Annotated in this window: 3 protein-coding genes; all 3 read left to right on the top strand. The window is 58.9% G+C overall.

From position 1 onward, the window contains the following. Positions 1 to 111 precede the first annotated feature (111 nt). The 3 genes from NW856_RS14100 to NW856_RS14090 are packed head-to-tail and all read left to right on the top strand — an operon-like array spanning position 112 to position 2,690. The gene (locus tag NW856_RS14100; protein WP_414400751.1) at positions 112 to 1,452 is read left to right on the top strand and encodes a TldD/PmbA family protein; all 1,341 of its coding nucleotides are present in this window, start codon (positions 112 to 114) and stop codon (positions 1,450 to 1,452) included. A 15-nt stretch (positions 1,453 to 1,467) separates the two neighbouring features. Next, entirely contained in the window at positions 1,468 to 2,265 is a 798-nt protein-coding gene (locus NW856_RS14095) for an MBL fold metallo-hydrolase (RefSeq protein WP_414400750.1), read from the top strand. Continuing rightward, a complete protein-coding gene (locus NW856_RS14090) occupies positions 2,262 to 2,690 on the top strand; it encodes a DUF2358 domain-containing protein (RefSeq protein WP_414400749.1) in 429 nt (142 codons plus the stop codon). The genes NW856_RS14095 and NW856_RS14090 overlap by 4 nt, the downstream gene beginning before the upstream one ends. The last annotated feature ends 74 nt before the right edge of the window (positions 2,691 to 2,764 follow it).

Below are 2,764 nucleotides of genomic sequence, written 5' to 3'. Positions count from 1 at the left end.
TACCGAAAGCCTGCACTCTTTCGCTTTAGCGGTGCGGAGCGCTCTGCGTCAGCATGAGTGCGGGTAGTTTACTAGAGGCGCTGGATGGCAACAGGAACTTGGGGAGTGGCAATGGTGCAAGTCGAGGTGTTGGCAGAACAGGCACAAAGCTGTGCCCGGCGGCTGGGGATCCCTCAGTTTGATCTCTACGGGGCTCAAGTGGATGAAACCAGCGTGCAGGTAGATCATGGGGAACCTCGCCAGGTCAAGGCTTCCCACCGCTGCAGCGTGACGGTGCGGGCCTGGAACGACCAAGGGCAGGTGGGAGTAACTTCCACCACCGATGTGGATGAGGCGGGGCTGGAACTGGCCCTGCAAACGGCCTTTGAAGCCAGCCATTTTGGCGTGCGGGAACATGCCCCTCAATTCAGCCCGGAAGCCACTCTGCCTATTGCTCAGCCTTGTAACGACAAAGGGCCGTTGGCTTTGGCCGGCGACTTGTTGGAACAGTTGGTGGCTGCTGAAAAGGCACTGCTGGGATCCCATCCCGCCATTCAGGGGGTGCCCTACAACGGCCTAGCGCAGCGGCAAATCAACCGCTTCTACCTCAACAGCCACCAAGCCCTACGACAAGAGGAGCATACCCTCGCTTCGGTTTTTCTCTACAGCAAGGCAGAGCAAGAAGGTCGCAAACCCCGCAGCGCCGGAGCCATGCGAGTGGCTCGCAGCCTGGATGAGTTGGATATCCAGGGTTGTGTGCAGGAAGCTGCTGAGAAATTGATGAGCCATCTGGAGTACGAGCGGATCCCTTCTGGAAAATACACAGTGGTCTTTTCCGGAGAAGCCTTTTTGAGTTTGTTGGGCGCCTTCTCCAATGTGTTCAATGCCCAAAACATTTTGGACAACCAAAGCCTGTCCACCCCAGAATCCCTGGGCAAGACCATTGCCTCGCCTCTCCTATCGGTGTGTGATGATGCTCTACACCCGACCAATGTGGGAGCGATCAGCTTTGATGGAGAAGGCACCCCCACCCGCCGTGTCCCTCTCATCACCAATGGAGTTTTGACCCACTTTTTGCACAGCGCCGGTACAGCCAAGCGCCTAGGAGCCCAGCCCACTGGCCATGCCAACATCGGCGCCAAGGTCACAGTTGCCGCCCACTACTACCATGTATTTGCCGGGGCACCGCCGGAGAGCACCTATGACTTGGCTACGGCTGAAAATGTAGTTTGGATCGATGAGCTGCAAGCGCTTCATGCCGGCGTTAAGCCCCTACAGGGATCCTTCTCGCTGCCGTTTCAGGGGTGGTGGGTACGCCAAGGAGAACGCATCAGCATCGAAGCGGCCACGGTGGCCGGAGACTTCCTGGAGCTGTTGAAGTCGATTTTCTACGTCGAGCCCGAGCCGCAAGTCACACCCGGTGGGCTGTGTCCCCGCATTTGGGTTGCCGATCTCTCCATTACCGGGCAATAACCTCACTTCAAACTCATGCAACTGACCCGCATCGACCTCAACAGTTGGCTCATCCACACCCGGGAGCAAACCTTCCTATTGGATCCGTGGCTGGTGGATCCCTTGGTGTTTCTGGGGATCCCCTGGTTCATCCGCCTGGAGCACCGCCAGCCGCTCCCTTTTACGCCGGAGACCTTGCCCAAAATCGACGGGATCCTCCTCAGCCAAGCCCAGCCGGATCACTGCCACCCGCCAACGCTGCAGCGCCTGGATAAGCGAATCCCCGTTTTGGCCTCGCCGGCTGCAGCCAGAGTCGTGAAGAGTCTGGGATTTGCAACAGTTCAAGCTCTGGATCCCTGGCAGTCCGCTCAGTGGGGGGATCTGCGCGTCACGGCCATTCCCGGTGCGCTCCTGGGGCCTGTCCGTGAGCTGGGCTATCTGCTGGAAGAGGTGTCCTCCCAGACACGGCTTTACTACGAGCCTCATCTGTCCCAGCCGGATGTCCGCCCGCGGCTGCAGCAGGAGTTTGGCTCCATCCATACCCTACTGATTCCGGTGGTGGGGCAGATCTTTCCCCTCTTGGGAGAGGTGATCATGGGGCCAGAGCGGGCCCTGGAGGTGGTGGCAGCCCTACGCCCCCAGCAGGTGATCCCAACCGCGATGGGAGAGGTGGACTACCACGGGTGGTTTGCCGCCCAGATCCGCCCCTTGGGCAGCCTGCAGGAGTTTCGAGAAAAGCTGGCAGCCTTGAATGCCGCCACGTCCCAATCTATCCGGTTGTGTTGCCCTGCCCCCGGAGAAACGGTGTCTCTTTCTGTTGCGGCCAAGCTATGAGCCTTCCTTCCCCAGCCCCGCCTAGCGCCGATCTGGTGGCCATCTTGCGGGCAGATTACGCTCGCTTTCCCCGGGATCAGACCTATGCGATCTACGACCCGCAGGTTTACTTCCGGGATCCCCTCAACGAGTTTCGCGGCTTGGATCGCTATCGCCGCATGATCGAGGGGATAGGGCGTTGGATAGAGGATATCCGTCTCGAGCTGCAGGATATTCGACAAACCGGCAGCCAGATCCGCACCGAGTGGATCCTAAGCGGTTCTTTGGCTTTGCCTTGGCGTCCCCGCCTGTGCATCCCCGGCTGGACAGAGATGCAGATCAATGAGACGGGGTTGATCGGATCCCATGTTGATTACTGGCGGTGCTCTCGCCGGCAAGTGTTGCTGCAAATGTTTCGGCCTGGGGAGCCCAAAGGATCCCGTTAATAGCTTCCATCCTTTGCTAGGATCACAAAGCTGACTTTTTAGCCCTCCTGGAAAGTCGCCCCTATTCTCAATCT

Origin of the sequence: Synechococcus sp. R3-13 (assembly GCF_047462195.1) — a bacterium.
Taxonomy (GTDB): Bacteria; Cyanobacteriota; Cyanobacteriia; order Thermostichales; family Thermostichaceae; genus Thermostichus.
Note: the sequence above shows the minus strand (reverse complement) of the source record. Positions and strands in the feature narration are given on the sequence as shown.